The sequence below is a fragment of the Trueperaceae bacterium genome, from assembly GCA_023954415.1.
Classification (GTDB): Bacteria; Deinococcota; Deinococci; order Deinococcales; family Trueperaceae; genus JAAYYF01.
In genome coordinates this window covers 1-24,765 of sequence record JAMLIB010000013.1, presented here as the reverse complement: position 1 = coordinate 24,765, position 24,765 = coordinate 1, and the positions used below count along the sequence as shown (strand labels likewise).

Here is a 24,765-nt window from a genome sequence, read left to right as displayed (position 1 = left end):
ACGTGCCTCATGTCAGGACCAGCTTGGTCGCTGCCTGCAGAAGCGCCTTCTGGTTCGCGTCGCTAAGCGTGTCGTCCGAGACCACCACGTCCACCTCGTCCAGGGCGCAGACTCTCGCTAGCGCCCGTTTGCCGAACTTCGAGGCGTCCGCCACGAGGGTCACGTGGCCGGCCGCCTCGACCATCAGCTGTTTGATGGATGACTCCGCGAACGTGGCGTTCGAGATACCGAAGACGGGATCGACCGCGTCGGCCGACAGGATCGTGTGATCCACGCGGACGTTACGCAGGAACGTCTCCGTGAGGGGGCCGACCAAGGTATTGAAGCCTTCCCGGAGCGTGCCTCCCGTCACGATGACCGTGATGCTCGGATCGAAAGCTATCTGGACGGCGATGAACAGGTCGTTCGTTATCAAGGTCAGGTTCTTGCGTTCGGCGAGGAGCCGAGCGACCTCGAAAGTCGTGGAGCCGGAGTCGAGTATCACCGTCTCGCCGTCGAGCACGAACTTCTCAGCGGCACCGGCGATGCGACGCTTCTCGGCCGTGAACGCTTTCCGCTTCTCCTCGTAGTTCGTCTCGAACGACGTGCTGGTCCTACGGGCCATGGCCCCGCCGTGAGTCCTGAGGACGAGATCGCGCTCCGCCAAACAGTCGAGGTCGCGCCGGATAGTGGCACCGGAGACGGCGAAATGGTCCATCAGCTCTCGCACCTGGACGCTGCCGCGCTCCTCGACCTCGCGCAGGACGCGCAACTGGCGTACCGCGGGCAGGAGCCCCTCAATGCTCTTGAGCGTTCTGGCCAACCTGCTCAGCCTCCCGCATGCATCTGGCCCGGGGTCCGATGACCCGACTGGCCGATGAATGTTGTTCTTATTTGATTATAACTGGCGTTTTGTCTCGTGTAAACTGCGCGCAGGCTCATGGCCGAGAGTAGCTCGGCTGGCACAGGGATCTCGCAGGTCGGCCCATGAGCCGCAGCCCCGGGGAGGAGGTGAGGCAGCGCCGTTTCCAGGACACCGGGAAGCTATCTGTAGAGCTTCGAGAACATAACTGGCCGTCTACCGCTCACCGCTTCGAGCGAGAGGGTCGCGAGCCAACCTCGTGACACCCAGACCTAGATGGGGCACCTGCTATGGCATCGGGCAATCGGTTCAATGACCGTCCAACTTTGATGATCGTCATCGCGAGCATCCGCGAGGGAAGGGTCGGACTACCAGTCGGCCGCTGGTTCGAGGGGGTAGCGAAGGATCACGGCACCTTCGCCGTCGACCTCGTAGACCTTGCAGAACTCGGCCTCCCCCTCATGACGGAGCCGTTCCATCCGAGCCTGCAACGCTACACGCAAGAACCCACGAAGGCTTGGAGCCGACGCGTAGCCGCTGCGGACGCCTTCGCCTTCGTGATGCCCGAATACAACCACTCCTTCAGCGCGCCCCTGAAGAACGCGCTCGACTACCTGTTCAAGGAGTGGGCCGGCAAGCCCGTCGGTTTCGTCTCCTACGGAGGGGTGTCCGCCGGGAGCCGAGCCGTCGCAGCCCTGCAACCGGTCCTCTACTCACTGCAGATGCGAGCGCTACAGCCCGCCCTCCATATACCCTTCGTGAGCGAGTTCGTGGACACGGAGAGGGCCTTCGTGCCTAACGACATCCTTTCGGAGGCGGCGGTCGGACTACTGCAAGCGCTTGCGGATGCATGCCTCGACGAGGAGCGTTCGCGTCGATAGGGATGGCCATCGCCCCACCGATGCCTGGCTAGGCTAGATCGCGCGATCGTCGACGAACCGCTCGATCTCCCCCCTCAACCCCACCAACGCCTCCCTCTGCACATACATCATGTGCCCCGCCTCATAGAACGACATAGACACGTTCGCCCGCTGCTCCGCCGTGAGCCCCATGTGCGCGAAAGTATGCAGCGTGGCGTAGTAGGGCGTGGCGAGGTCGTAGTAGCCGTTGGCCACGTGCACGCGCAAGTACGGGTTGATGCTCATCGCCTTCCTGAGCGTCTCGGCCACGTTGAGGTAGCGGTTCTCGACGTCCTTGTAGCTCCAGCTCTTGTAGAGGTTGGCGAGGATCTCGTAGGGCAGGTCCGTCTGGAAGCCGAGCTCGCCGCGCACGTAGTCGTTGAGGGTAGCGGTGTACGGGCCTTGCGTGGCGGACATGCTGGGGTCGAACTCGAAGTGCTCGCCGGCCGAGTCGCGGTCGACGCCCGTGTAGCGGCTGTCGATGCGGCCGACCGTGCGGCCCTCGGAGCGGAGCAGCTCCTTGGTGAAGCGGAAGATGTCGATGCGCAGGTCCGAGGACTCGACGTACTCCCGGCTCAGGCCCGTGTAACGCGCGAGCGACCCGGCGACCTCCAGGCGCTCCTCCGCGGGCAACCGGTCGCCGAGGAAGAGGGCGGGCGCGTAGCGCTCGTGGACGAACTCCTCGACGCGCCCTAGCAGCACGGACAGCGGGAGCGCCTGCAGCTCCGCGTCGAGCTTGCCGTGGTAGTGGGCGGTCGCGGTGTACGTCGGCAGGAAGAGGAGCGGCGGCAGGTCGTTGCCCGGGCCGAAGCGGGCCGTGCCGAAGTCGAGGATGGCCGACACGAGGATGAGGCCGTTCAGGTAGAGGCCGTGCCGCTCCTGGAGGTGCCCGGCCAGGCCGGCGGCGCGCGTCGTGCCGTAGCTCTCGCCCGCCAGGTACTTGGGGCTCCCCCACCGCCCGTAGCGGCCCGTGTACAGGCGGATGAACGCGCCGACGCTCTCCACGTCGGCGTCGACGCTATGGAAGTCCTTCGCCTTCACGCCCTCGACGGGCCGGCTGTAGCCGGTGCTCACGGGGTCGATGAACACGAGGTCCGTGACATCCAGGAGCGAGACGTCGTTCGGCACGAGACGGTAGGGCGGCGCGGACGGGTAGCCGTCGTCGTCGAGCTCGACGCGCTTGGGGCCGAAGAGGCCGAGGTGCATCCACACGGAGGAGGAGCCGGGGCCGCCGTTGAAGCTGAACGTCACGGGCCGCTTGCTCTTGTCGCTCACGCCGTCGAGCTCGTACGCCACGAAGAAGACCTCGGCGCGCGGCTTCACGCCCTCGAACTTGCCCGCCTTCTCGCCCTCCCCCACCGCCTCCTCGCTCATCACGATCGTGCCGGCGGTGGCGGTGTAGGCGATCTTCTTGCCGAGGATCGTCGTCTCGTGGCGCGTGACGACCAGGTTGTCCTTCGGAGTGCGCTGGGCGCCGACCTCCGCGGGCGCGCCGGTGGTGGGAGCGGTGTCTGACCCGTTGGTCACGGTCTCTCCTTGCGCGCGCCTCCTGGACGGGCCGCCTCGGACGGAGACGCCTTGCGGCAGGCTCGCCAGCGGCGCGCAATTCGACTTTGGCCGAACGATACCGCGACGGCCGGGGGTGTAGCGGGCGAGGTCCGCGCCACACTGGTACTTCATCCAACTCAGCTATATTGCGGCCTGCCATCTTGGCAGCACTCGCGCAACTGCGAGTAGGAAGGTGGATCCCATGTCACGTATGCCTCGCATAGCAGCCGCCATAGTGCTAGCGCTGGTGGTCGCGCTGCCAACGCTGGCGCTGGCGCAAGAAGCCCCCCAAGAAGACCCCGCCGAGGAGGCCCTCGCCCAAGCGGTGAGCGCCCTGAACGGCGCGAGCTTCCACTTCGAGTACAGCATCTGGCCCGTGCAAGACGCGAGCTCGCCCGTGACCGGCGATGGCGACTTCGACCGCGGCTCCCAGAGCTTCCGTTACACGGTGGTGACGGACCCTAAGGACGAGTCGATCGACCACGCCAACGACGGCGAGTGGATCCTGGTCGAAGGCGTCATGTACCACGACGCGGGCGCCGGTTGGCAGCCGGGCGGCATGGACCTCACGTACATGAGCGTCACGACGCTGATCGCCCCGTTCGAGAGCTACCCGTTCGCCAAGATGCTCGGCTCGCCGGAGGACGGCAACCTCGACCTGCTCGAGCTGGTGGGCACCGACGAGGTGGACGGCGCGCAAGCCGCCCACTACCGCTTCGCGACCAGGGAGATCGAGATGCTCGGCACTGCCGTGTACGAGGCCTGGGTGGCGGGCGACCCGGCAGCCCCGGCGTTCGTCGTCTTCCAGAGCACGGACCCCGACGGCAAGGTGAGCCGCGTGACCTACAGCGCGATCGGGGAGGACGTAACGATCACGGCGCCTTGAGCGCGCCGCGCGGCAGGCGCTTGCCGGGCGCGGCATGGCGTGACGAGCGGGGCCACGTCACGTCGCGGGGCTTGTCACCCCAACCGCGCCACCACCGCCATGGCGTGCGACCACAGGAGCGGCCCGGCCGACTCGCCCCAGTTCCTCGTCCAGTACTCGAAGAAGTACGGGTGACAGTCCGCGCCCGGCACCTGCTCGGGGAGCGCGCCGTCCGCCCCTCGGTGCGCCTCCACCCAGGCGAGGAGGCGGGCGGCGCCGGCCTCGTCGCCGAGCCGACGCCTGTGCCAGGCGAGCCAGGCCGTGAGGAGCACCCACTCGCCGCCGCCGTAGTAGGTGTCGGCGGCGTAACGCCGCAGCCCGCCGCCCAGCAGCTCGCGCTCGATCCTCGCGACGGTGCGCGCCATGCGCGCGTCGGAGGGGCTCACGAGGTCGAACGGCGTGGCCAACCACAACAAGGACGCATCCACGGCCGGGTTCCTGACGTACTTGACGAAGGCGCCGTCCTGAACGCACTCGGCCTCGATGAACGCGAGGACGGCGGCGTGGACGCGCAGAGCCCGCGTCGCCAGTCCGGACGCCGGCACAAACACCGCTATGTCGCGCAGCCCCGCGGCGATCGACGCCAGGGTGGCGGTATGCAGCTGGCTCCTGTGCTCCTCCCACGAGTCGTAGCACGGCTCGTTCCAGAACGCCTCCAGGTAGTCGACCGCCACCGCCACGGCCGGAACCAGAGCGGCGGGCATCCGCGAGGAGCCGGTGGCGCGCAGGTGACCGGCGAGGCTCCAGAGCCACTGCCCGTAACCGTCGAGCTGGAAGTTAGGCCAGCCGTCCTTGAGCCAAGCGCCCGCTAGCGTGAAGCGCGCGGGCAGGAACTCGAACTCGGTGATGGGGTCGCCCGCCTCGCGCCGGGCCCGCAGCTCCCGCACGTACGGCGCCAACGGCTCCAGGCAGCGCGCCACCCAGGCGTGGAAGCGGGCGACGCTGCCGTGCTCGCCGACGCGGTCGAGGGCGTGGGCGATGAAGGCGCCGTCGCGCAACCAGCACTGCTGGTACTGCGAGAAGGACGGGCCGGCCGGGTACGCGCCACCGGGGTCCTGCGCCCCGAGGATGAGCGCCACGTCGACGCCGACGCCGCTACCCCCATCCGGAGCGCCGGCGCGGCCGTCGTTCGCCGCGCCCGCGGGACCGCCAACTGCCTCGCCGCCGCCGCCGCTCACCCCTTCACCCCGGACCCCGCCACGCCCTCGATGACCCACCGTTGGGCGAAGAGGAAGACCGCGATCGTCGGGATGGTCGCCAGCACCGTGCCGGCCATGACGACGTTCCACTGCGTCTGCCCCGGGTAGAGGCCCTGCAGCGTGGAGAGCGCGATGGGCAGGGTCATGAGCGTGCGGTCGTTGATGATGAGCAGCGGCCACAGGAAGCTGTTCCACGAGCCCATGAACGAGAGCACCGTGAGGGTCGCGAGCGCCGGGCCCGTCATGGGCAGCACGACCCGGAAGAAGGTGGCGAGGGTCGAGGCGCCGTCGATGGTGGCGGCCTCCTCGAGCTCGCGCGGGATCGAGAGGAAGAACTGGCGCATGAAGAACGTGCCGAACGCGCTGAACATGCCGGGGATGATGAGCCCGGCGTAGCTGTTCGCCCAGCCGAGGCGCGTGACGAAGATGAAGAGCGGCGTGATGACCACGGCGAACGGCACCATCAGGGTGGCGAGGTAGACGGTGAAGAGCGCGTCGCGGCCGGGGAACCGGAAGCGTGCGAACGCGTAGCCCGACATCGAGCACACGACCAGCTGCCCCAGCGTCGTCGCCGCGGCCACCAGGAGCGAGTTGCCGAACACTCGCAGGAACGGGAAGCGCGTGAGCACGGCCGTGTAGGCGGAGGTGGTCGGTTCGGCGGGTAGCAACTGCGGCGGAAGGCTCAGGAGCGCGCCGCTTGGCTTCAGCGAGGTGCCTATCGCCCACAGGAACGGCGTGATCATGAGGAGGCCGCCGGCCAGGGCGAGGAGCGTCAGGACGACGGTGCGCGCCCGGACGCGGCGGCGACCTGACCGCGCCCCGGCACGGCCGGACGCGGGCCCGCCGGCGGTGGCGAACCCGGCGCGCGGGCCCTGCGGAACGACGGCGCCTGTCAGCCTGGCCACGGACGGACCCCGCCTCACGAGCGCCACCGCCGCAGTTGGTAGAAGAACACGGTCACGACGAAGATGATCAGGAACAGCACCCACGAGAGCGCGGACGCGTAGCCCATCCGGCTGTAGGAGAACGCGTGCGAGACGATCCTCTCGACGAGGACCATGGTGGCGCCGGCCGGTCCGCCGTCCGTCATCACGTACACCTGGTCGAACACCTGGAACGAGCCGATCAGGCTGATGCTGAGGCAGAACACGAGGGTCGGCGCGAGGAGCGGGATGGTGATCGCCCAGAGCGACTGGGCGCGCGTGGCGCCGTCGATGCTCGCGGCCTCGTAGTACTCGCGCGGTATGCCTTGCAGGCCGGCGAGAATGATGATCATCACGAAGCCCGTGTCCTTCCATACGCTCGTCAGGATCACGGCGGGCATCGCCCAGTTAGGGTCGAACAGCCACGCCGGGCCGGCGATGCCGATGGCCGAGAGCGCGTTGTTGATCAGGCCGTACACGGGGTTGTAGAGCCACTTCCACACGAGGGCGACGGCCACCCACGAGGTGACGACGGGCACGAAGTACATGACGCGGAACGCCTGGCTGAACGGGATGGCGCTGTTGAGGAGCACGGCGATGAGCAGCCCGGCGCAGAGCACGAGGGGCACGTAACCGAGGAGGAACGTGAGGGTGTTCTTGAGCGTGTGCCAGAACTCGGCGTCGGTGACGAGGCGCTGGTAGTTCGCGCCGCCGACGAACTTGGCCGGCGTGAGCAGGTCCCAGTTCGTGAACGAGAGCCCGAGCGAGGTCAGCATGGGCCCGACCGTGAACGCGAGCAGGCCGATGAGGCTCGGCCCCAGGAAGAGCGCCAGGACCCCGAAGCGTCGCCAACCGCGCTCGTACATGCGCGCTACGCTTCGCTTCCCTGTTGCGGCGCGCCGGCGCTCGCGGACGGCGCCGCGCCCGCGCCTTCCGCAACCGCCGCGCGCGCGCCTCCTGGCAGCCCGGCCGCGGCGCTCAGCAGGAACGCCAACCGTTCGCTGTCCGCGCGCACGAAGACGGGGATGGTGTCCAGCGTGGCGGGGGCGTGGAACACGCGGTCGCCCGCCAGTTCGCCGCCCGACCAGAGGTCGACCCAGGCGCCGGGCGGGAGCCGCACCTCGCGCGTCTCCACGCCGCGCTCAACGACGGGCGCCACGAGCAGGTCCCTGCCCAGGAGGTAGGCGTACTCGTCGGCGGCCAGGAAGTCGTGCCTGCCCGGGTAGGCGAGCGCCGGGTAGCGCATGAGCGGGAGACCGGCCGCGGCGGCCGCCTCCGCCTCGCCGTGTAGGTAGTCGCGCAGGCGCATACGCAGGTGCGCGTAGCGCCGGTAGACCCTCAGCGCGTTCGGGTCGCCGTGGCGCTCGGCGATGTTCCACGGCGTCCGGTCGCGGCGCTCGCTCGCCCCGTGGGGCTCCGAGTGGTACTGCATGACCGGGCAGAACGCGGCCATGGCGGCGGAGCGCATGTACAGGTCCGCGGGCGGGATCTCCCCGCTGAACCCACCGAGGTCCCACGCCCACATGCCGATCCCGCTCACGCCGGCCGAGAGGCCGGCTTTCACCGACGCCCGGTAGGCGTTCCACGTGCTGTCCTCGTCCCCGGCCCAGTGGATGGGGAAGCACTGCGCGCCCGTGTAGCCGGAGCGCGAGAACGTTACCCCGTCGCCGTCCGTCGCGTCCTGGATGAACGTGTGATAGGCGCCGACGTAGTCGTTCGCGTACGTGTTGAAGAGCTCGAGGCCGCGCCGTCCGTCGTGCGCCCTGAGCCCGCGGCCCCACAGGTGCTCGCCCCCGTCGGTCTTCATGCCGTCTATGCCCAGCTCATCGAACAGGTAGCGGCGCTTGCCGAACCAGAACTCGCTCGTGGCCGGGTTCGAGAAGTCGGCCACGAGCGCGTCCGTGAACCACCAGCCCTTATTCCGGTAAGCGCTGCCGTCGGGGTTCAGGACGGCGAGGCCGTGCTCGAGCATGTACTCGCCGTCGAGGTCGTGCTGGGCGTGGGGCTCGCCGAGCCGCTTGTGCACGGGGATCTGCCAGAGCACGACGCGCACGCCGTTCGCGTGGCACCAGTCCACCATGGCCTTCGGGTCGGGCCACCTGCCCTTGAACCGGAAGTCTCCGAGCCTATGCGCGGCCCCTTCCGCCTTCGGCTCGTACTCGGCGTCGTTGAAGATATAGAAGGTCGACTCGTCGCTCCACGCCTCGATGACGATCACGGAGGCGGGCACGTCCTCGGCGAGCGTGCGCCCCACGACCTCCTCGACCAACGCCTGCGAGTTCCAGGTGTTGGCGGACATCCACGGCCCGAACGCCCAGGCGGGCGGCACGGCCGGGCGGCCGGTCAGGCGCGTGAAGGCGGCGGTGACCGCGTATGGCTCGTCGGCCACGAACACCACGAGGTCGAGCAGGCTGCGCTCCGAGCCGTCGGGCTCGCCATGGAGCCGCTCGACGGTCCAGGCCGCCTCGCGTTCGGTCAGGTCTAGATAGCTCGGTTCCGGAACGTCGAGCCACACGCCGTAGCTCCGCTCCGATACGAGTAGCGGGACAGGGATATAGGTTCGTTTGCGTTGCTCCTTGTACTCCTCGTAGACGCGCAGGTCCCAGCGCTGACCGTTGCGGTCGGCGTCGACGAAGCGCTCGCCGAGGCCGTAAATGGCCTCGCCCTCGCCCGTGAGGAAGTTGGCGACGACGGTCGTGCTCATCACGCCCGCCCGCTCGAGCCACGCGAAGCGCAGGCTGCCGGAGAAGAGCGGCGTGTGGGGCGCCCCAGGCGTGGCGGCGCTCACCGTGAGGTCGGCGCGCTCGACGCGCACGACGATGCCCGGCGCCTCGATCGTGAAGCCCCAGAGGGTCTCGCGCAGCTCGGCGGGGGAGCCGGGCCGGGCGCCTCGGAGGGCGGCCGCACCCTTCGCGGCGGCGCTCTCGCCGGCAGCGTTGCCTGCGGCGAGGTTCTCTTCGACCGCGTTCCCTCGGGCCACGTTCGCTCCGGCGACGTTCTCCCCTGCCGTACCTCGCGGCGCCGCTCCCGCCCCCGTCGGCTCCGCTCGCCTCAGAACCAACCGGCACGCCCCAGCCGTCGGGAACGCGAACGCAAGCCACGCCGTCCCGCGATCGGCGGTGAGCTCGACCCGCACCTCGTCGCCGGATGCGTCGCCCACGAGGAAGGCTTCACCCACGCCGGTCACGGTCGTCCAGGCGCCGACGTCGAACCGGTACGGCCCAGCGCTGAGAGGTCGCCCGCCCGTGGCTACGCCAGACGCGGCGTCAGACACGGCGTCAGACACGGCGTCAGAGGTGCCGTCCGACACGCCATCCGACGCGGCGCCCGGCAACCCGTCCGGCAGCGCGCGCAGCACGTACTCCACGCCGCCGTCGGGGAAAGAGCCGAGGTCGACGGCCCACGCGTCGCCCGCAAGCTTCATGGCGGCGACGCGCCGCGATTCCGGCGCGCCGCCGTGCCTGGTATGCGTCACCTCCGCCCAGGCCTCCCGCGCGCCCGCCGGCACGCGGAAGCCGACCTGCACGGCGTCGCCGGGCGCCGGGTCGCGCGGGAAGCGCTCGGTGGGGCTGCTCTTGTAGGGGTCGTCGATACCGAACGGGTCGTGCACGATCATCGGGCGTTCAGCCTCCTGGAGCGCGGTCGTGGCAGCGGTGGCGCGATCGGCCCGCGCGCCGGGGACGGGGAGTGGTAGGCGCGGGGTCGTGCCGAACATCGCCGGGTCGACATCGACGGGCGACGCGTACGCGTGGCGGCGTGCATGCGCTGGTCGCGCGTGGTGGCGCCGCGCGACTCGGCGGCGCGAATGCGCTGGTCGTGTGTGGGACGCCGCGAAGTCGCGCGGCGCCCCACAACGCTGCGGCGCGCCTACCGCCCTACGAGCGCCTCGACGCGCTTCTGCGCGTCCTGCAGCGCCTGCTCGACCGTCTTGGTGCCGAGGCGCGCGGCCTCGAGCTCCTGGTTGACGATGTCCTGGAGCTCGGGCTGGTTCTCGACGACGGGCGGGTTGACGGCGTACGCGAGCGACTCGAACACGGCCTCGCGGTTCGCGGGCACGGGCTTGGCGAGGTACGGCTCGAGCGCGTCGGCCTGGTCGAGCGAGAGCGCCGAGAGCTCCCAGTTCGACTCGATGCGCGCCTCGACGACGGCCGGGTGGGCGGCGAGGAACTCCACCCACTTGTAGGCGGCGCCTTGCACCTTGCTCTGGCTCGACACGACGGCGGCGTTGGAGAAGAAGTGCGTGGCCTTGCGCGCGCCGCCCGGCTCGACCGCGACGTCCCAGTCGAAGGTGGCGTTCGTGACGAAGTTGTCGAACATCCAGATGCCCGTGACGATCATGCCGAGCTGCTGGTTGAGGAAGAGGTCGATGTCGCCGACGCCGCTCATCTCCGCGTCGGTCGGCATGATGTGGTGGAGCTGCACCTTGTCGACGAGGTAGTGCGCGGCGGCGCGGTTCTCGTGCGTGTCGATCTGGACGGTCGGCGTGACGGTCAGGCCGCCGCCGGCCTGCTCGGCCACCTTGTAGAACTCCCAGAACTGCACGGGCTGGGAGATGCCCCAGACGCGCTTCGCCGGATCGCTGATGGCCTTGCCGGCCGCGATGACGTCGTCCCACGTCCAGTCGTCCGTCGGGTAGGCCACGCCGGCGGCGTCGAACAGGTCCTTGTTGTAGATGAGGAGCACGGTCGAGAACGTGATCGGCAGGCCGAGCTGGGCGCCGTCGTAACTGAAGGCGTCGAGGGCCGCCGGGTAGAACGTGTCGTCCTTCACCAGGCTGCTACCGGCCATCTCGTCGCGCAGGTCGCGCAACGTCCCGCGCGAGGCGAAGGTCACGAAGTTCTCGTAGTTGAGCTCGAAGACGTCGGGTGACGTCCCGGCCGCGAAGTCGGTCTGGAGCTTCGTGAAGTACGAGCCGAAGTCGGCGGTCGTGTAGTTGATCTTGATGCCGGGGTTCTCCGCCTCGAACACGTCGATGAGGTGCTCGAGCACGTCCAGCTTGTCCGAGCCCGTCGTGAACGAGAAGTAGTTGACCGTCTGCGCCGTACCGAACGCGGCCAGGCCGAGCGCCAGCGCGAACGCCAACCTCGTCAGCCAACCGCTTGCCTTGTGCCTCTTCATGACTTCCTCCTTCGCCTCGCTGGGCTTCTTGCTGCAAAGTCGTCGCCGACGAGCCGTCATCGCGTCAGACCGGGCCCGGTCTGCAGCGCCGACAACGGCTCGGTCGCGGCCTCGAGGAAGCGTGCGGCGGCGAGGCCGGCGGCCCCGCGCGCCCACGCGTCGTCGCCCCACGAGTCGACGATCAGCTCGAGGCCGTCGGCCAGGCCGCCGAAGGCGTGCCTCTCGAGCGCCGGTCGAACGTGGGGCAGGAAGTACTTGGAGTTCCGCAGCCCTTCCCCGCCGAGGATGACGAGGGTGGGCGCGAAAAGGTTCACGAGGTCGCTCAGGGCGACGCCCAGGCACTCGCCAGCGTCGGCGAGCAGGCCGAGGGCCGTCTCGTCGCCCCGCGCCGCCAGAGCGGTGAGCGCCTCCGGACGCGCGTCTCGTGGGAAGCCGGCGACGGCGCGGTGCGCCTCGGCCAACAGGGCGGCGTCGCCCAGCCGCTCCTCGAGGGTCGTGGTGCCGGGCCGCATGACGCGCGGTCCGATCGGCGTGCAGCGGGTATGCCCGACCTCGCCGGCGCCGCCGCGGGGACCGCGGTAGATGGCGCCGCCTATCACGATGCCAAGGCCGACACCGCGCCCCATGGTCACGGTCAGGAAGGAGTCGTGCGCGCGCCCGAGGCCGAACCAGCTCTGGGCGGCGGCGAGGGCGTTCACGTCGTTCTCGACGACGGCGGAGAGCCCGGCCACGTCGCGCAGCTCCTCGGCGAGGCGAACGTCGTGCCAGCCGAGCAGGTCGGAGTGCTTGACGATGCCCGTGAGGTAGTCGACGACGCCGGGCAGGCTCACGCCCAGCCCGGCCACGCGGTGACCGGGGACGCCGAGCTTGTCGCAGAGCTCGGCCTTGGACGCCACCACCGCGGCGGCGACCGTGCCGACGGCGGAGTCGGCGAGCGGGACGCGCACCGTGCCGAGCACGTCGGCGTTGAGGTTGGTGAGCGACGCCACGATGGCGTCGGGCATGACCTTGGCCCCCACGACGTAGGAGTGGTCGTAGTTGATGCCGAGCAGGATGGGCTTGCGCCCGACCGACTGCGACTCGCCCACCTCGACCTCGACGACGAGCCCCGTGTCTATCAGGGAGGCGGTGAGGTTCGTGACGGCGGCGGGGCTCAAGCGGAGTTGGACGGCCAGGTCCGTCCGCGAGATCTTCCTCGACCGGTGGATCGCGTTGATGATCGCGCTCTGGTTGAGTAACCGGATCTTCTCGCGACCGAGTGCGCTGGTTGAGCCGTTCCGCATGGACACGCCCTTTAGTTCATTTGGTGTAGCAAGTATTGAACCGGGCGTCGCGAGTTGTCAAGGCCACTGGGTGACCAGCGGTCGGCGCGATCGGCGAACAGCAAGAGCGGCGCGCCCGAGCAAGACGAAGGTGGCGTCCAGCGAGCGGCTCTACGGGCTCAGTAGCCCGCCTTGAGGAAGCGCGCGACGGTCATCACCCTGAGCGGTAGGTCGGTCCGCTCCATGAGGGGAGAGAAGTGCTTCGTATCTCCCGTGAGGAGCACGTCGGCCAGCACGGCCACCGCTACCGAGTAGACGGGCAAGTCCTTCTGCGCGAGCGGAACCGGGGGAACGACTCGATCGCGAACGCCCGGAACGACCAGGACGTGTTCCATCCGGGCCGCGAGGGCGCTCGAGCGCCCGGGATACTTGCGCGCGAGGTTGCGCTCGGCTTCGAGGTGGCAGTAGACGCTCGTGACGAGGCGAACCTTGCCGACACCAGCCAGCTCCCACAGCAGAGCGAACGTCGGGCCGCCGAGCGCCGCGCTGAACAAGACGTTGGCGTCGAGGAAGGCCCTTACAGGCCCCATCGGCCGCGGGCCTCGGCGAGTTCTTCTTCGGTGAGCTCGCTGGCAGCCAGGAACTCCGCGATCCGCTCATCCGAGTACAGCTCGACCGGCATGACCTCGACGGGTTGAAGGACGATCCGCCCTTCCTCGATGCCGACCCGGAAAGCGTCGCCCGCATGCAGACCGAGCACCCGACGCACGTCCGCGGGAAGGGTGACTTGGCCTCGCCCCGAGAGCTGAACCAGCGGCGCCTCGTTACTCATTCTCACAGCATATCCGCAATTCGGATATTCGTCCACGGAGCTGACGCTCGCAGTGGGCGGCAGGTGAACCCGTGAAGCAGCAGGCTGAGGGCCCGGCGCCCCCCGAGGCCACCGAGCCCTCCTTGCACTCACGTCCCGAACCGCGCCTTGTGAGCGCGCGGGTGAACCGTGACCGCCCCCCTACGCCCCGACCAACTCCTTACCGGTACCCCGCGCGGGTTCGCTCATCGGCCCACCCGTCTCGACGACCTTCGGGAACTTCAACGCCGCATGCGCCGCCGCGAGCCGCGCGATGGGCACGCGGAACGGCGAGCAGCTCACGTAGTCGAGGCCGTAGCGGTGGCAGAGGTGGATGGACGCGGGGTCGCCACCGTGCTCGCCGCAGATGCCGACCTCGAGGTCGGGTCGCGCGGCGCGGCCTAGGCGCGTGCCCGTCTCGATGAGCTTGCCGACGCCGGCCTCGTCGATGGTCGCGAAGGGGTTCTCCTCGAGGATGCCCTTCTCGAGGTAGTGCATGAGGAAGCCCTTCTCGGCGTCGTCGCGCGAGATGCCGAAGGCGGTCTGCGTCAGGTCGTTCGTGCCGAAGCTGAAGAACTCGGCGTCCTCGGCGAGGTCGCCGGCCGTGAGGACGGCCCGGGGAACCTCGATCATCGTCCCGAAGCGGTAGTCGACGCTCACGCCCTGCTCGGCCATGACGAGCTTGGCCTCCTCCTCGAGGGCGCGCTTCTGGCTGCGCAGCTCGTTCACGTGGCTGACGAGCGGGATCATGACCTCCGGGTGCACGTCGAGCCCCTCGCGCTTGACCGTGCAGGCGGCCTCGAAGACGGCCCTGACCTGCATGCGGGTCAGCTCGGGGATGAGGATGCCGAGGCGCACGCCGCGCGTGCCGAGCATGGGGTTGGCCTCGCGCAGCTCGGTGACGCGCGCGAGGTGGTCCTGCTTGTGCCGGATGACGGCGAGTGCCCGGTCCATCTCCTCGAAGGTGCGGAAGTGCTGGAGCTGCATCTTGAGGTCGGCCAGCGCGCTGGTGAGCTCGTCGTGGGACGGGAGGAACTCGTGCAGCGGCGGGTCGAGGAGGCGGATGATGACGGGCAGGCCGTCCATCGCGCGGAAGAGCCCCTCGAAGTCGCCGCGCTGCAGGGGCAGCAGGGCGGCGAGGGCCTCGGCACGCTCCGTGGTGGTGCGCGCCATGATCATCTTCTGCACGATGGGGATCCGCTCGGTCTCGAAGAACATGTGCTCGGTGCGCACGAGGCCGAGGCCCTCGGCGCCGTAGGCCCGCGCCCGCCGCGCGTCGGCCGGGTAGTCGGCGTTGGCGCGCACGCCGAGCGTGCGGATGTCGTCGGCCCACGCGAGGAGCTTCGTGAGGTACGGGTTGTCGATGTCGGGGATGACGGTGGGCAGCGCGCCAAGGTAGACGTCCCCGACGGTGCCGTCGATGGAGACGACGTCACCTTCCTTGATGACGATATCGCCGACGGTCATGTCGCGCTTGTCGAGGTCGATGTGCAGCGCGGCCACGCCGACGACGGCGGGTTTGCCGAACTGCCTCGCGACGAGGGCGGCGTGGCTCGTGCGCCCGCCGGAGCTCGTCAGGATGCCCTTGGCGGCGAGCATGCCGTGGACGTCGTCCGGCTTCGTCTCCGGCCTGACCATGACGACCGCGCGGCCGTCCTTGGCCCACCGCTCGGCCGTGTCGGCGTCGAACGCGACCGCGCCGACGGCGGCGCCGGGCGAGACGTTGAGGCCCGCGGCGAGCTTGTTGGCGGCCTTGCGCGCCTTGGCCTCGAACTGCGGGTGCAGGAAGTAGTCGATCTGCTCGGGCTTGACGCGCTTGACGGCCTCGCGCCGCTCGATGAGGCCCTCGTCGACCATCTCGACCGCGATGCGGACCTCCGCCTGGGCCGTGCGCTTGCCGTCGCGGGTCTGGAGGACCCAGAGCTTGCCGTGCTCGACGGTGAACTCCATGTCCTGCATGTTGCGGTAGTGGCGCTCGAGCCGCTTGGCGATGGCGGCGAACTCGGCGAACGCCTTCGGCATGACGTCCGCCAGCTCCTCGAGGGGCTGCGTGGTGCGGATGCCGGCCACCACGTCCTCGCCCTGGGCGTTGACGAGGAAGTCGCCTTCCAGGTGGTTCTCGCCCGTCGTGGCGTTGCGGCTCATGGCCACGCCCGTCGCGCAGTCCTCGCCCATGTTGCCGAACACCATGGCCTGGATGTTCACGGCCGTGCCGAGGTCGTGGCGGATGCCGGCGGCGTTGCGGTAGTCGACGGCCCGCTTGCCGTTCCACGAGCGGAACACGGCCTCCGTGGCCAGGCGGAGCTGCTCGAGCGGCTCCTCCGGGAACGGAGCGCCCGTGTACGTGCGGACGATCTCCTTGAACTTGCGGGTGATCTCCTGCCAGTCGACCGCCCCAAGCTCGGCGTCGACCTTGACGCCGGCCGCGTTCCGCCGCGCCGTTATGACGGCCTCGAAGACCTCGTCCGGCACGCCGAGCACGACGCTGCCGAACATCTGCACGAGGCGCCGGTAGGAGTCGTAGACGAAGCGCGGGTCGGCCGTCAGGGCGATGAGCCCCCGGGCGACGTCGTCGTTCAGACCGAGGTTGAGGATGGTGTCCATCATCCCCGGCATGGAGAACTTGGCGCCGGAGCGGCACGACACGAGTAGCGGCTTGGCGGGGTCGCCGAACGTCTTCTCCGTCTCCTCCTCGACGCGCCGCAGCGCCGCGAGCTCCTGCTCCCACATGCCGTCCGGGAACCGGCCGCCCGCGGCGAGGTAGGCGTTGCACGCCTCCGTCGAGACGGTGAAGCCCGGCGGCACGGGCACGCCGAGCCGCGTCATGTCGCCCAGGTTGGCGCCCTTGCCGCCGAGGAGCGCGCGAGCGCCGTCCCAGCTACCCGTCAGGTCCTCGGCGATCCCGACCTCCGAGAACTGGTAGACCCACTTCTTGCTCATCGCGACTCCTTCCCGGACGTGCCGCCCTTCGCTGCGTTCTCGCGGTCGCCCGTATCCAAGACGAGCCTAAGGTCGGCGGCCGGGCCGCCGTCAGAGGCGGACGTCCTCTCCCGGCGCGGCAGGCCTCACCCGCCCACCCGGTACCCGAACGCGAAGCCGGAGAGCGCCTTCAGGTAGTTCGCCCGCTCGAACGCCTCCGGGTCGGGCGCAGAGCGTTGCGAGAGCGCGCCGCGCAGCTCGGAGACGTTGTCGTAGCCCCGCTCGCGCATCCACGCCTGCAGCCCGCGCAGGACGGTCGTCACGTGCTCCGGTCCGTGCAGGAGCAGCGCCGAGGTCATGGTCACGACGTCGGCGCCGACCAGCAGCAGCTTCGCCACGTCGGCGGCGTCGTGGACGCCACCCGCGCCCGCGAGGTCGAGGTGCGCGCGCCCTTGCAGGATGGCGATCCAGCGCAGGGCGAGGCGCGCCTCAGCGCTCGTCGAGAGCGCCAGGCTCGGCACGACGTCGAGCTCCTCCAGGTCGATGTCGGGCTGGTAGAAGCGGTTGAAGAGGACCACGCCGCTGGCGCCGGCCCCGGCGAGGCGGCCGACGAAGTGCGGGAGCGACGAGAACCAGGGGCCGAGCTTGACGGACACGGGCACGCCGACCCGGCTCGTGACCTCGTGCACGATCTCGCACGTGCGCCGCTCGATCTCCTCGGCGCTCACGCCCGGGTCGGTGGGAAGGAAGTAGACGTTCAACTCGATGGCGTCGGCGCCCGCGTCCTGCAGCTCCCGCGCGTAGCGCGTCCAGCCGCCCGGGCGGTGGCCGTTGAGGCTGGCGATGATGGGCACCGAGACGGCCATCTTGGCTTCGGCGAGGTGGCGGAGGTAGTCGTCGACCGTCAGCGGCTCGCCCGTGAACTGGTCGAGATAGCCGGTCGCCTCGGGCGAGATCTCGCGTCCGATGGCGTGCAACCCCGCGAGGAGCAGCTCCTCGCGCTCGATCTGCTCCTCGAACAGGGACGGGAGCACCACGGCGCCGACGCCGGCGTCGTCGAGGCGCCGCAGCGTCTCCAGGCGACCCGTGAGCGGGGACGAGGACGCGACGACGGGGCTACGCAACCGCATGCCTAGGTAGACGGTCTCCAAGCCGGGGTTCATGCTTCACACCTCCGCTTCCGTGTCGTTCGTCGCCACTGCCTTGCCGGCGCCGGCCGGAGCCGACGCGGTCGGGCCGCCGGCCGACGACCCGCCGGCCCCGCCCCGCACCACGTGGTGCACGGCCGCGAGCTGCTCGTACAGCGCCCGCCGCGCCTTGGCGTCGGCCTCCGCGAGCTCCATGAGGGCGGCCGCCCGCTCCGGCTGCGTGCGCGCCAGGACGGAGAACCGCCCTTCCGTCGCCGCCCACTCGGCGAGCGAGCCCTTGGGCGGGCGCGAATCGAGCACGAGCGGCTGGCCGCCGCCCTCCTTGAGCGCCTCGCGGGGGTCGTAGTGGTAGAGGGTGAGGTAGCCGGCGCGCACGGCGTCGCGCTGGTGGGTCATCATCGTGCTCATCTCGATGCCGTGGGCGATGCAGGGGCTGTACGCGACGACCAGGCTCGGACCCGGCCACTCGGCGGCGGCGCGCAAGACCTCGATCGCCTGTCGCGGGCTCGCGCCAAGGGCGATCTGGGCGACGTAGACGTCGCCGTAAGCCATCGCGATCTGCCCGAGGTCCTTCTTCCCGACGGCCTTGCCGCTCGCCGCGAACTTGGCGACGGCGGCGCGCGGCGTCGCCTTCGAGGCCTGCCCGCCCGTGTTGCTGTACACCTCCGTGTCGAGGACGAGCACGTTGACGTCGCGCCCGCTCGCGAGCACGTGGTCGAGGCCGCCGAAGCCGATGTCGTACGCCCAACCGTCACCACCCACGATCCAGAGCTGGCGGTAGACGAGCGTCTCCGCCACCGTGCGCAGGCGCGCGGCGTCGCGGAGCTCGGACTCCGTCAGGGAGCCGTGGCGCTCGAGCTCGGCGAGCCGCGCCAGCAGCTCCGCCACGCGCTCGCGCTGCGCCTCGATCCCCGCGTCGTCCCGGGCACCGACCCCCCGGGCGAGGGCGTCGGCGAGCCCGTCGCCGAGCCTGCCCCTGAGCCGCGCCACCAGGTCGAGCGCCTGCTCCGCCTTCGCGTCGACGGCGAGGCGCATGCCGAGACCGAACTCGGCGGCATCCTCGAAGAGGGAGTTGTTCCAGGCCGGGCCGCGCCCGTCGGCCCCCTTGGCCCACGGCGTGGTGGGGAGGTTCGCGCCGTAGATCGAGGAGCAGCCGGTGGCGTTGGCGACGATGAGGTGGTCGCCGAAGAGCTGGCTGAGGAGCTTGAGGTAGGGCGTCTCCCCGCAGCCGGCGCAGGCGCCGGAGAACTCGAAGAGGGGCTCGCGGAGCTGCGAGGCCTTGATCGGGTCGAGCGCGTCGAAGCCCGGGCGCGGGTACGGCAGCCGCTCGAAGAACGCCCAGTTGGCGCGCTCGCGCTCCAGGTGGTCGCGCTTCGGCTCGAGGTTGATGGCCTTGCGCTTGAGGTCGGTCCTGTCGCGCGCCGGGCAGACGTCGACGCACACGCCGCAGCCCGTGCAGTCGTCGGGCGCGAGCTGCACGACGTAGGCGTAGCCGGCCAGGCTCTCGTCCTTGCCCGTCCACGGCGTCCACTCGAAGCCGTCGGGGGCCCCGTCGAGGAGCGCGCGCGGCACCGCGTTGACGCGGATGGCCGAGTGCGGGCAGGCGAGCGCGCACAGGTTGCACTGCGTGCAGATGTCCTTGCGCCAGATCGGCACCTCGGAGGCGATGGAGCGCTTCTCCCACCTGGCCGTGTCGGTCGGGTACGTGCCGTCCACGGGGAAGGCCGAGACGGGCAGGAGGTCGCCCTCGCCCGCCATGAGCCTGGCCGTCACGCGCTGCACGAAGTCCGGCGCGTGGTCTGGCACGAGCGCGAGGCGGCGGTAGCGGCTCTCGCCCTCGGCCGGGACCGCGACGGGGTGGAGGTTCGCGAGCGCCGCGTCGACGGCGGCGTGGTTGCGCGCGAGGACCGTGCCGCCGCGCTTGCCGTAGGTGCGGTCGATGGCCGCCTTGATGGCCGCGACCGCGTCCTCCCGCGGGAGCACGCCCGACAGGGCGAAGAAGCAGGTCTGCATGACGGTGTTGACGCGCGAGCCGAGGCCGGCGTCGAAGGCCACCTTGTCGCCGTCGACCATGTAGAGCTCGAGCCCGCGCTCGCGCACGAGGCGCTGGGCCTCCACGGGGAGGCGGTCCCAGAGCTCGTCCGGCCCGAAGGGCGCGTTGAAGAGGACGGTGGCGCCCGGCGCGGCCAGGCCGAGCACGTCGCGCGAGTACATGAGCTCGAACCAGTGGACGCCGATGAAGCCGGCAGCCTCGATGAGGTACGGGCTCGCCACGGGCTCGGGGCCGAAGCGCAGGTGCGAGACCGTGACGGCGCCCGACTTCTTCGAGTCGTACACGAAGTAACCCTGGGCGTCCAGGTCCGTATGCTCGCCGATGATCTTGACGCTGTTCTTGGTGGCGCCCACCGTGCCGTCGCTGCCGAGGCCGTAGAACACGGCGCGCGTGACCTCCGGCCGCTCCGTTGCGAACAGCGGGTCGACCGCCAACGAGAGGCGCGTGACGTCGTCGGCGATGCCGACGGTGAACGAGCGCGGCGCGTTCCCGTCCTCCAGGGCGTCGAGCGCCGCCTTCGCCATGCGCGGCGTGAACTCCTTGCTGCCGAGGCCGTAGCGGCCGTTCAGGACCCGCGGGCGCGCGAGCGCGTCGGGCCACCGCTCGGCGAGGGCCGTGACGACGTCCTGGTAGAGGGGCTCGCCGGCCGCGCCCGGCTCCTTCGTGCGGTCGAGGACCACGATGCCGCGCGTGCTCGGAGGGAGCGCGGCGGCGAAGGCCTCGGAGTCGAACGGACGGTAGAGGCGCACGGCGACGAGGCCGACCTTCTCCCCCGCCGCCACGAGCTTGGCGACGGTCTCGCGGGCGGTCACGACCCCCGAGCCCATGACCACGAGGACCCGCTCGGCGTCGGGAGCGCCCCAGTAGTCGAACGCGCGGTACGCGCGGCCAGTGCGCTCGGCGAACGCGGCGAAGAGCTCCGCCACGATGTCCGGCACGGCCGCGTAGTAGGAGTTGGCGGCTTCCCTTGACTGGAAGAAGACGTCGGGGTTCTGGGCCGTGCCGCGCAGGACGGGCCGGTCCGGGTCGAGGGAGCGCGCCCGGTGGGCGGCCACGAGCTCGTCGGGCAGGAACGCCCTGAGGTCCTCGTCCGTCAGCGTGAGGATCCGCGCCACCTCGTGGCTGGTGCGGAAGCCGTCCTGGACGTGCAGGAACGGCACGCGCGAGCGCAGGGTGGCGGCCTGGGCGATGAGCGCCAGGTCGTGCGCCTCCTGCACGGAGGTCGCGAAGAGCATGGCCCAGCCGGTGGGGCGGGCGGCCATGACGTCGGAGTGGTCGCCGAAGATCGAGAGCGCGTGCGCGGCGACGGAGCGCGCGGCCACGTGGATGACGGCCGGCGTCAGCTCGCCCGCGATCTTGAACATGTTCGGCAGCATGAGGAGCAGGCCTTGCGACGACGTGAAGGTCGTCGTGAGCGCGCCGGCCTGCAGCGCGCCGTGGACGGTGCCGGCCGCGCCGCCCTCGCTCTGGAGCTGCACGACCTGGGGCACCTGGCCCCACAGGTTGCGCCTGCCGGCCGCCGACCAGGCGTCTGCGAGCTCGCCCATGGGCGAGGCGGGGGTGATCGGGTAGATGGCGATGACCTCGTTGACCTTGTGCGCCACCAGGGCGGCGGCCTCGTTCCCGTCGACTACGCTGCGCGTCCCGGGCATGGCGGCTCCTTCCTCGTGAAGACCGTGCCCGGGTAAGGCAACGAGACCGCGCTACCGTCCGGGCCTCACCTCGAGGCTAGCGGCAAGCGGCAGGGGCATATGGCCCCGGAGGCCCGTGAGGGCTCCGCCAGCCGGCCTCGCCTTGTCTCGAGACGCTTCGAACCGCGCCGGGTTTCACGCCCACGCCTGCGGTTTGACGCGCGATTCCAGTGGCGAGGGGCGCGAGAGCCGTCGCTCCGCTGCAACCCCTTGACGAATACTGCATACGGGTGTATCTTGAAGATATCGAACGCGCGAGAGCGCGTTTTTTTGTTGCCCTGGAGGAACGACAGTGATCCCGTGGGAACTCCTCGGCGAGACCGTCCTCCCGACCGGCGAGCGCATGTCGCTCCACCGCCGCGGCGAGGAGTACGCGTTGCGCGTCGCCAACGTCGAGCTCATGAACAGCCGCCGGCACGGGTCGGAGGAGGCGCTCGCCACCCTCGCAGCACGCGCCCACGGGGCGCCGCGCTCGGTGCTCGTCGGCGGTCTCGGCATGGGCTTCACGCTCAGGGCCGTGCTCGGCGCGCTGGGGCCGGACGCGCGCGTGACGGTCGCGGAGCTCGTGCCCGCGGTCGTGGAGTGGAACCGCACGGTCCTCTCGCACCTGGCAGGCGCGCCCCTGGCGGACCCGCGCGTGCGGGTCGCGGTGACGGACGTGGCCGAACTGTTGCAAGGCGCGCCGGGCCGCCACGACCTGATCCTCCTCGACACGGACAACGGCCCGGAGGGCACGACCCAGGACGGCAACGAGTGGCTCTACTCGGCGGCCGGGCTGGCGGCCGCCCGGGCGGCCCTCGCGCCGCGGGGCGTCCTCGCAGTGTGGTCGTCCTTCCAGAGCCCCGCCTTCGCGAAACGCCTCGCGCGCGCCGGGTTCCAGGTGACGGAGAAGTCCGTGCGCTCACGCGGTAACAGGGGCGAACGGCACGTCGTGTGGTTGGCGGGCAGAGCCTGAGGAGCGGTACCGGCCTACCGGGACGGTCGGCGGCGCATACCCCGAGCCGAAGCCCGTGCCGGTCCGCGTCCTGGTCGCCCGGGTTCGGACACCGACCCGGCGCCTAACCGAGCGTTCGCCGCCAGCCCTCGGCCGCCGCGGACCAGGCGGCCTGCGCCTGCTCGAGCGGCACCTCGCCTTCCACCACGCGCCGCACGCTGTCGTCGCCCGTCAAGGCGTCGACCAGGTGGCCGGTGACGGGCTCGTGCCACGGCTCGCCGGCGCCCGGCAACTTGCTCCACGGCTTGTCGGCGGCCAGCACCCAGCTGAACTCCTCCGGGTGCGTCTCGCGCACGTGCCGCAGGATCCGCACGAGCGCCGGGAGCGGGCGCAGGGCCGCGCCGTCCTCGACGAGCAGGTGCACGCCGTGGCACGTCTCGCCGGCGTGCGTATCGGAGCGCGGCACGTAGCTAACGGGGCGGAAGCGCAGGCCGGGCACGCCCAGCTCGGTCAGGGCGCCGGCCAGCTCGTAGCCGTCGAGCCACGGCGCCCCGAGGAGCTGGAACGGAAGCGTGGTGCCGCGGCCCTCGTTCAGGTTCGTGCCCTCCAGGAGTACGAGGCCCGGGTAGAGCGCGACCGCTGCCGGCGTCGGGAGCCCGGGCGAGGGCGGCACGAACGGCAGCGGCACGGCGCCGGGCAGGACGGGGTCGGACGACCCTGGCTCCCAACCGGCGGCCGGGGCCACGACGAGACCGCCGCCGCCCAGCGTGCCCCGCGCCACGGCGGCCCCCATGCTCAGCCCGTGCTGGAACGGCACGTCGAGGTAGCCGATGAACGAACGCCTGGCGGGCTCCAACATAGGGCCGTCCACCCGCGGGCCGAGGGGGTTCGGGCGGTCGCACAGCACCACCCTCCTGCCGGCCTCGGCGGCGGCCTCGCACACGAGCGCGGCCGTGGTCGGGTAGGTGTAGCAGCGCACGCCGACGTCCTGTAGGTCGACGATCACCGCGTCCACGGCGGCGAGGGCCGCGGGCGTCGGTCGGCGGCGCGGCCCGTACAGGCTCTGCAACGCCAGTCCTGTTCGAGGGTCGCGCCGGTCGCCGATAGGGGTCGCGTCGTCCTCGTAGCCGCTGAAGCCGTGCTCCGGGGTGAGGAGCGAGACGAGTTCCACGCCGGGCGCGCGCCGCACGGCCTCGAGCGTCGGCACGCCGGCGCTCGTCAGCGCGGCCTGGTTCGTGAGGAGCGCTACCCGCCGACCCGCCGCCAAGTAGCGCTCCGGCGCGGCCAGGAACGCGTCGATACCGAGGCTCGCCCGCGCGCCACCCTCCTCGCGAGCGCTCCGGGCCAGGCCACGCGCCGTCGCGCCGCCGCTCACCCCTTCACGGCCCCCGCCGTGAGGCCGGCGATGAACTGCCTGGACATGATCAGGTAGACGACGAGGAGTGGGAGGCTCGCGAGCACCATGCCGCTGAAGACGAGGCTCCAGTCGATGAGGTGCTGGCCGAAGAAGACCTGCATGCCCAACGGGATGGTCTTCCACCTGTCCGTCGTGAGGAAGAGGAGCGGGAAGAAGAAGTCGTTCCACCACGGCACGACGTTGACGATGACGACGGTGGCGAGGCCCGGCCGCACGAGGGGGAGCATGATCCGGTAGAACGTCTGCCCCTCCGTGCAGCCGTCGATGCGGGCGGCGTCCTCCAGCTCGCGGGGCAGGTTGCGGAAGAACACGGACAGCAGGAACACGCTCATGGGCATGCCCGAGGCCGTGTACGTGAGGATCAGCGCGAAGGGCGAGTCGAGGAGGCCGAGGTCGCGCATGAGCAGGTAGAGGGGCAGGATGCCGAGGCGGATGGGGATCATGATGCCGGCCAGGAAGAACACGAACAGGACGGTCTTGAGCCTGAAGGTGTAACGCGCGAGCGCGTACGCGGCGGGCGCGGCCGTGGCGAGGAGCAGCAGGGCGGAGGCGCCGGTGATGATGACGCTGTTGCGCAAGTAAAGGCCGAAGCGCGCCCGCTCCCAGACGTTCTGGAAGCCCTTCCAGGAGAACGCCTCCGGTAGGCCGAACGGGTTGCGGAAGATCTCGGGCGTCGTCTTGAAGGCCGTGAGGACCATCAGGATCACCGGGTAGAGGAAGACGAGCGCGAGCAGAGCGAGGAACAGGTAGATGAACGTGGTGGGAACGGCGCGGCTCCGCATGTCAGAGCTCCGCCTGCCTGCGGCCCATGAAGCGCACGCCGAGCACCGAGACGGCACCGATGATCACGAGCATGAACACGCCGATGGCGGCCGCGAGCCCGATCTGCCCCGGCTCGCCGCCGGTGGTCGGGTCCCCGAAAGCCGTCCGGTAGAAGAACGTGGCGAGGAGGTCGGTCGCGTACGCCGGCGAGCCGGACGCGCCCTGCATGACGAACACGAGCTCGAAGGCGTTGAAGTCCCAGATGAACGTGAGGAT

19 protein-coding genes are annotated in these 24,765 nt (G+C 70.5%); 3 read left to right on the top strand and 16 right to left on the bottom strand.

Translation table 11 applies throughout. The annotated features are described in order from the left end of the window. Positions 1 to 7 precede the first annotated feature (7 nt). A complete protein-coding gene (locus tag M9914_13430; protein MCO5175177.1) occupies positions 8 to 802 on the bottom strand; it encodes a DeoR/GlpR family DNA-binding transcription regulator in 795 nt (264 codons plus the stop codon). Between the two features lie 368 nt (positions 803 to 1,170). Between M9914_13430 and M9914_13425 the strand changes: the two genes are divergently transcribed. Beyond that, positions 1,171 to 1,722 carry an NAD(P)H-dependent oxidoreductase gene (locus M9914_13425; protein ID MCO5175176.1) on the top strand — a complete coding sequence of 184 codons (552 nt, stop codon included), beginning with the start codon at positions 1,171 to 1,173 and terminating at the stop codon, positions 1,720 to 1,722. Positions 1,723 to 1,755: 33 nt separating this feature from the next. Here the strand turns inward: M9914_13425 and M9914_13420 are convergent, their stop codons facing one another. Further along, positions 1,756 to 3,267 carry a peptidase S10 gene (locus M9914_13420; protein MCO5175175.1) on the bottom strand — a complete coding sequence of 504 codons (1,512 nt, stop codon included), beginning with the start codon at positions 3,265 to 3,267 and terminating at the stop codon, positions 1,756 to 1,758. Between the two features lie 232 nt (positions 3,268 to 3,499). On the opposite strand from M9914_13420, the gene M9914_13415 reads away from it, so the two are divergent. Beyond that, positions 3,500 to 4,174, top strand: coding sequence for a hypothetical protein (locus M9914_13415; GenBank protein ID MCO5175174.1), 675 nt, complete (start codon positions 3,500 to 3,502; stop codon positions 4,172 to 4,174). A 74-nt stretch (positions 4,175 to 4,248) separates the two neighbouring features. Here M9914_13415 and M9914_13410 read toward each other — a convergent pair whose 3' ends face one another. The 11 genes from M9914_13410 to nifJ all read right to left on the bottom strand — a co-directional run bounded on the left by M9914_13410 (position 4,249) and on the right by nifJ (position 21,337). Beyond that, positions 4,249 to 5,391, bottom strand: a complete 1,143-nt coding sequence (locus M9914_13410; protein ID MCO5175173.1) for a glycoside hydrolase family 15 protein — start codon at positions 5,389 to 5,391, stop codon at positions 4,249 to 4,251. Further along, complete coding sequence (locus tag M9914_13405) at positions 5,388 to 6,317, bottom strand: carbohydrate ABC transporter permease (GenBank protein MCO5175172.1); 930 nt, start codon at positions 6,315 to 6,317, stop codon at positions 5,388 to 5,390. The genes M9914_13410 and M9914_13405 overlap by 4 nt, the downstream gene beginning before the upstream one ends. Before the next feature lie 14 nt (positions 6,318 to 6,331). Further along, positions 6,332 to 7,201 (bottom strand): sugar ABC transporter permease, encoded by an 870-nt coding sequence (locus M9914_13400; GenBank protein ID MCO5175171.1) that lies wholly within the window; start codon positions 7,199 to 7,201, stop codon positions 6,332 to 6,334. A gap of 5 nt (positions 7,202 to 7,206) precedes the next feature. Next, a complete protein-coding gene (locus tag M9914_13395; GenBank protein MCO5175170.1) occupies positions 7,207 to 9,951 on the bottom strand; it encodes a hypothetical protein in 2,745 nt (914 codons plus the stop codon). Positions 9,952 to 10,202: 251 nt separating this feature from the next. Continuing rightward, complete coding sequence (locus M9914_13390) at positions 10,203 to 11,453, bottom strand: sugar ABC transporter substrate-binding protein (GenBank protein MCO5175169.1); 1,251 nt, start codon at positions 11,451 to 11,453, stop codon at positions 10,203 to 10,205. Between the two features lie 56 nt (positions 11,454 to 11,509). After that, entirely contained in the window at positions 11,510 to 12,736 is a 1,227-nt protein-coding gene (locus tag M9914_13385; protein MCO5175168.1) for an ROK family transcriptional regulator, read from the bottom strand. Positions 12,737 to 12,894: 158 nt separating this feature from the next. Further along, a complete protein-coding gene (locus M9914_13380; protein MCO5175167.1) occupies positions 12,895 to 13,305 on the bottom strand; it encodes a PIN domain-containing protein in 411 nt (136 codons plus the stop codon). Beyond that, a complete protein-coding gene (locus tag M9914_13375) occupies positions 13,293 to 13,547 on the bottom strand; it encodes an AbrB/MazE/SpoVT family DNA-binding domain-containing protein (protein ID MCO5175166.1) in 255 nt (84 codons plus the stop codon). Before M9914_13375 ends, M9914_13380 begins: the two co-directional genes overlap by 13 nt. Positions 13,548 to 13,727: 180 nt before the next feature. Continuing rightward, positions 13,728 to 16,505: a pyruvate, phosphate dikinase gene (gene ppdK / locus M9914_13370; GenBank protein ID MCO5175165.1), complete on the bottom strand. Its 2,778-nt coding sequence runs from the start codon at positions 16,503 to 16,505 to the stop codon at positions 13,728 to 13,730. A gap of 125 nt (positions 16,506 to 16,630) precedes the next feature. Beyond that, positions 16,631 to 17,647 carry a dihydroorotate dehydrogenase-like protein gene (locus M9914_13365; protein ID MCO5175164.1) on the bottom strand — a complete coding sequence of 339 codons (1,017 nt, stop codon included), beginning with the start codon at positions 17,645 to 17,647 and terminating at the stop codon, positions 16,631 to 16,633. Positions 17,648 to 17,650: 3 nt separating this feature from the next. After that, positions 17,651 to 21,337 (bottom strand): pyruvate:ferredoxin (flavodoxin) oxidoreductase, encoded by a 3,687-nt coding sequence (gene nifJ / locus M9914_13360; GenBank protein MCO5175163.1) that lies wholly within the window; start codon positions 21,335 to 21,337, stop codon positions 17,651 to 17,653. Between the two features lie 331 nt (positions 21,338 to 21,668). On the opposite strand from nifJ, the gene M9914_13355 reads away from it, so the two are divergent. Then, positions 21,669 to 22,331, top strand: a complete 663-nt coding sequence (locus tag M9914_13355; protein MCO5175162.1) for a hypothetical protein — start codon at positions 21,669 to 21,671, stop codon at positions 22,329 to 22,331. A gap of 103 nt (positions 22,332 to 22,434) precedes the next feature. On the opposite strand, the gene M9914_13350 is transcribed toward M9914_13355, so the two are convergent. The 3 genes from M9914_13350 to M9914_13340 all read right to left on the bottom strand — a co-directional run. Then, the gene (locus tag M9914_13350; GenBank protein MCO5175161.1) at positions 22,435 to 23,685 is read right to left on the bottom strand and encodes a DUF1343 domain-containing protein; all 1,251 of its coding nucleotides are present in this window, start codon (positions 23,683 to 23,685) and stop codon (positions 22,435 to 22,437) included. Then, complete coding sequence (locus tag M9914_13345) at positions 23,682 to 24,509, bottom strand: carbohydrate ABC transporter permease (GenBank protein MCO5175160.1); 828 nt, start codon at positions 24,507 to 24,509, stop codon at positions 23,682 to 23,684. Before M9914_13345 ends, M9914_13350 begins: the two co-directional genes overlap by 4 nt. A gap of 1 nt (position 24,510) precedes the next feature. Then, a partial coding sequence (locus tag M9914_13340) for a hypothetical protein (GenBank protein MCO5175159.1) occupies positions 24,511 to 24,765 on the bottom strand: 255 nt, incomplete at its 5' end.